Source organism: Enterococcus durans NBRC 100479 = LMG 10746, from assembly GCF_001544215.1.
Classification (GTDB): domain Bacteria; phylum Bacillota; class Bacilli; order Lactobacillales; family Enterococcaceae; genus Enterococcus_B; species Enterococcus_B durans.
Map to the genome: position 1 here is coordinate 1 of NZ_BCQB01000092.1, position 3,874 is coordinate 3,874.

3 protein-coding genes and 1 pseudogene are annotated in these 3,874 nt (G+C 35.2%); 3 read left to right on the plus strand and 1 reads right to left on the minus strand.

The genetic code is table 11. From position 1 onward, the window contains the following. From ED2_RS14210 to ED2_RS14220, 3 genes and pseudogenes are all read left to right on the plus strand, one after another. Positions 1-544: IS6-like element IS1216 family transposase (locus tag ED2_RS14210; RefSeq protein ID WP_060789917.1), on the plus strand; the 544-nt coding region annotated here is incomplete at its 5' end. Between the two features lie 54 nt (positions 545-598). Then, positions 599-1,792: pseudogene (locus ED2_RS14215) on the plus strand (McrB family protein); the annotation flags it as partial. Continuing rightward, a complete protein-coding gene (locus ED2_RS14220; protein WP_082705253.1) occupies positions 1,767-2,849 on the plus strand; it encodes a 5-methylcytosine restriction system specificity protein McrC in 1,083 nt (360 codons plus the stop codon). The pseudogene ED2_RS14215 and the gene ED2_RS14220, both read left to right, overlap by 26 nt. A 6-nt stretch (positions 2,850-2,855) precedes the next feature. On the opposite strand, the gene ED2_RS14225 is transcribed toward ED2_RS14220, so the two are convergent. After that, complete coding sequence (locus ED2_RS14225) at positions 2,856-3,764, minus strand: IS982-like element ISEfm1 family transposase (protein WP_002295743.1); 909 nt, start codon at positions 3,762-3,764, stop codon at positions 2,856-2,858. Positions 3,765-3,874 lie beyond the last annotated feature (110 nt).

Genomic DNA, 3,874 nt, shown 5'->3' on the forward strand with positions numbered 1-3,874 from the left:
GATTTATCGTTGGGTGCAAGAATATGGCAAACTACTCTATCAAATTTGGAAAAAGAAAAATAAAAAATCCTTTTATTCATGGAAAATGGATGAAACGTACATCAAAATTAAAGGAAAATGGCATTATTTGTATCGAGCCATCGGTGCAGATGGTTTAACCTTGGATATTTGGTTACGTAAAAAACGGGACACACAAGCAGCCTATGCTTTTCTTAAGCGGTTAGTGAAGCAGTTTGATGAACCGAAGGTTGTAGTCACAGATAAAGCCCCCTCTATTACAAGTGCCTTTAAGAAACTAAAAGAATACGGCTTTTATCAAGGGACAGAACATCGTACCATTAAATACCTGAATAATTTGATTGAACAAGACCATCGTCCAGTAAAGAGACGCAATAAATTCTATCGAAGTTTACGCACTGCCTCTACCACGATTAAAGGCATGGAAGCCATTCGAGGATTATATGAGAAAACCCGAAAAGAAGGCACTCTCTTCGGGTTTTCGGTCTGTACTGAAATCAAGGTATTATTGGGAATCCCAGCTTAAATCATAGATACCGTAAGGGATTTTATTCTTTATTTAAAACTTTGCAACAGAACCCTCAAATCTAAAAACCTTATTCTACGTGGCGCTCCTGGAACAGGGAAAACATTCCTTGCAAATGAAATGGCAGCTGATGTCGTTTCAAATGGAAGAACTACACTAATCAATGAATTGAGCGAAGATGAAAAGAGCCGAATTGGATTTGTCCAGTTTCATCCTAGCTATGATTATACTGATTTTGTCGAAGGTTTACGTCCAACCACATCCGATGATGGCGTTGTTAGTTTCACCTTGAAAGATGGAAGCTTTAAGAGCTTTGTTGAAGAAGCAAAGAAAACAAAGAAAGTAGATGGACAAGATAATTTTGAAGAAGCTTGGACTAAATTTTTTGATGCGGTAACGGAAGCTAGTATAGAGGGAGAAGGCTACAATAAACTTAAAACATTGACAGGTAAACCAGTACGCAATCTTCTAGCTTATGAAAGAAATGAAATTCAAGGCGTTTATCCTGCAAAAACTACTACTTACATGAACCATGACCAAATTTATAATGTCTATCGTGGATTACCTGGTACGCCAAAAGGTGGATTTGATGCTTATCGAAAAGCGATTGTAAAACACTTAAAAGAAGAATTCGGCTTAAAAAACTACACGGCGTCAACGGTAGATTCTACGAATAACCAAAACTATGTGTTTATCATTGATGAAATTAATCGGGGCGAAATTTCCAAAATTTTTGGCGAATTATTTTTCTCAATTGATCCAGGGTATCGCGGGCATAAAGAAGGTGTTTATACACAATATGCGAACCTCCATGAAAATCCAGAAGAAAAATTCTATATTCCTAATAATGTTTATATTATTGGGACGATGAACGACATTGACCGTTCTGTTGACACTTTTGATTTTGCTATGCGCCGGCGATTTACTTTCTTAGAAATAAAGGCAGAAGATTCAGCACAAAATATGCTGACTCAAGAGAAAACAAAAAAACTTATGATGCGCTTAAATGAGGCGATCGTTGCCAAAGAAAAAGGTGGACTGTCAACGGATTATCAAATTGGTGCTAGTTACTTTTTAGGTATTGACAATGGCGAGGAGACAATGGAACAATTATGGGATACTAAGTTATATCCATTATTGAAAGACTATTTTCGTGGTGAACATAAGGCGACAGAAAAATTAGAAATACTAGGAAAGGTATACTCTAATGACGGTGATTTAGATGAAGCTGAAACCTCTATACGATAATCAAGAAATCAATGACTCAGTTGTGCAACATCCAATCATTACGAACTTAGTTAATCGTGACTTAAGTAGTTTAGAGAAAGAAAATTTTATTATCTTTCCGCAACAGTTAAATCAATCCAAGGATCTAAGTGAAGATAACTTGATATTTCAATCAAGAAATGGAAAAATTTGGACTTGTAATGTTGTAGGTATCCTTAGCGATTCAACAGATGAATTAAGAATTCATTCTAGATTCGCTAATCAAATGAAGCATGAAGATTTCTTTTTACGTTATATGCTTCAGCGTGTTTTGAATTACAACGTGATTAATGATCATTTTAGTGCATCTAAAAAGATGACATACTACGATTTGTTGGTATTTCTCTTTCCTTATTATCTGAATGAAGCAATGCGTAAAGGGATATACAAAGAATATGTCAAACGAGAATACAATAATGCCAATATCAAGGGAGCTGTTGATGTTGCAAAACACATCCGTTCGAATGTTCCTTTCGTTGGAAAAGTTGCTTATCGAACACGAGAGTTTAGCTATAATAATCACCTAACCCAGCTTATTCGTCATACTATTGAAAAAATCCAAAATGAGTATGATTTCTTACTTAGTGGAGATGAGGATACGAAAGAAAACGTGGTTCTAATCAAACAAATAACACCTGATTATGCTAGATTAAACCAATTTAATATCCTTCAAGAGAATATCCTTCATCCAGTCAAACATAGTTATTACGAGGAGTATTCGGCTCTTCAACAAATCTGTATCCAAATTTTATCGGAAGAAAAATCAGGATTTGGAAGTGATAAAAATCAAATACATGGAATCATTATCGATGTGTCTTGGCTATGGGAAGAATACATTGGGAAAGTCACTGGTTGGAAACATTATGGCAGAGATAAAGGGTTAGCAACAATGCATTTATTTCAAGAGCCCAACCGGTCCCCACGATATCCAGATTTTACATTTAATAATATACCAATTGATACAAAATACAAAAAACATCTTGATACTAGAAATGACTATAATCAGTTAGTCACATATATTCATAACCCGTGGTGCTAGTTAATTTTAATATCCTAAAGAATATCTCAAAGTTCCTTCAAAACGTCGTTGTGCTCGACTTAATAGAACACTGTAAGCCAGTAATATGCTTTCAAATCTACTCTCTAGCCCTTTAACAGAACGTGAGTTGAAATTTTGACAACCTAATTTTTCTAAGGAAGAAAAAACAGTCTCAACTGTTTTTCTTTGTTTTCCAAGTAAGCTGTGGTCTAGTTTTTCTGATTTATCCATGTTTTTACGTGGCGGAACGGATATAGTAATGCCCTTAAGGGCAAGCTTTTCATGGATTTTATGGCTAATATATCCTTTGTCCCCTAGGATATTGGGAAGATTCGCTTCTTCCGATAAAGTCTCTAACACTTTCACGTCATGGACACCTGGATTCGTGATTGAGTAAGTAATCGGAAAGCCAGTCTTAGTAACGATCATATGAATTTTAAGACCATAAAAATAAGATTTTTTTGTTGAGTTATAGCCAACTTTGGCTATTTGATTCAATAGTTTTGCTTGTCTATTTCTAACTGGTTTACATAATGGACTAGGAAAACTATCTATAATTCCGACTAGTTCACCTTTGGTGAGCTTCTTGATGAAAAAGTATCGAATAATCTTGATAGTGTAAGCTAAGTTTGAACTTAAGCGAGTGAATCGACTCCTACTAGGAAAGTCACCATTAGGAAATAAGACGGAACAAACCGCTCTATACGTGGCTCTTTGGCTAGTATAGCCATTAATTATGCCCCATATAACACAAGCAATAATCACTGTATCGCGTTGCTTCAGTTGATCAGTATTTCTTCGGTTTTTAATCTTATCTGGTACACAATTGTGGTATATGTTAGAAACAGTTCTCATAATTTCCTTGAATGTTATAAAAGTATCTGTATAATGTTCAGTATATTTTGATGAACGCATATGTAGTCCTCATTTCTTGGGAGTTTTGAGACTACTATATGCGTTTTTTTGTTGATTTACCAACATGTTTAGACATTTTCCTCTAGGAAAAAATTAACTAGCACCACGGG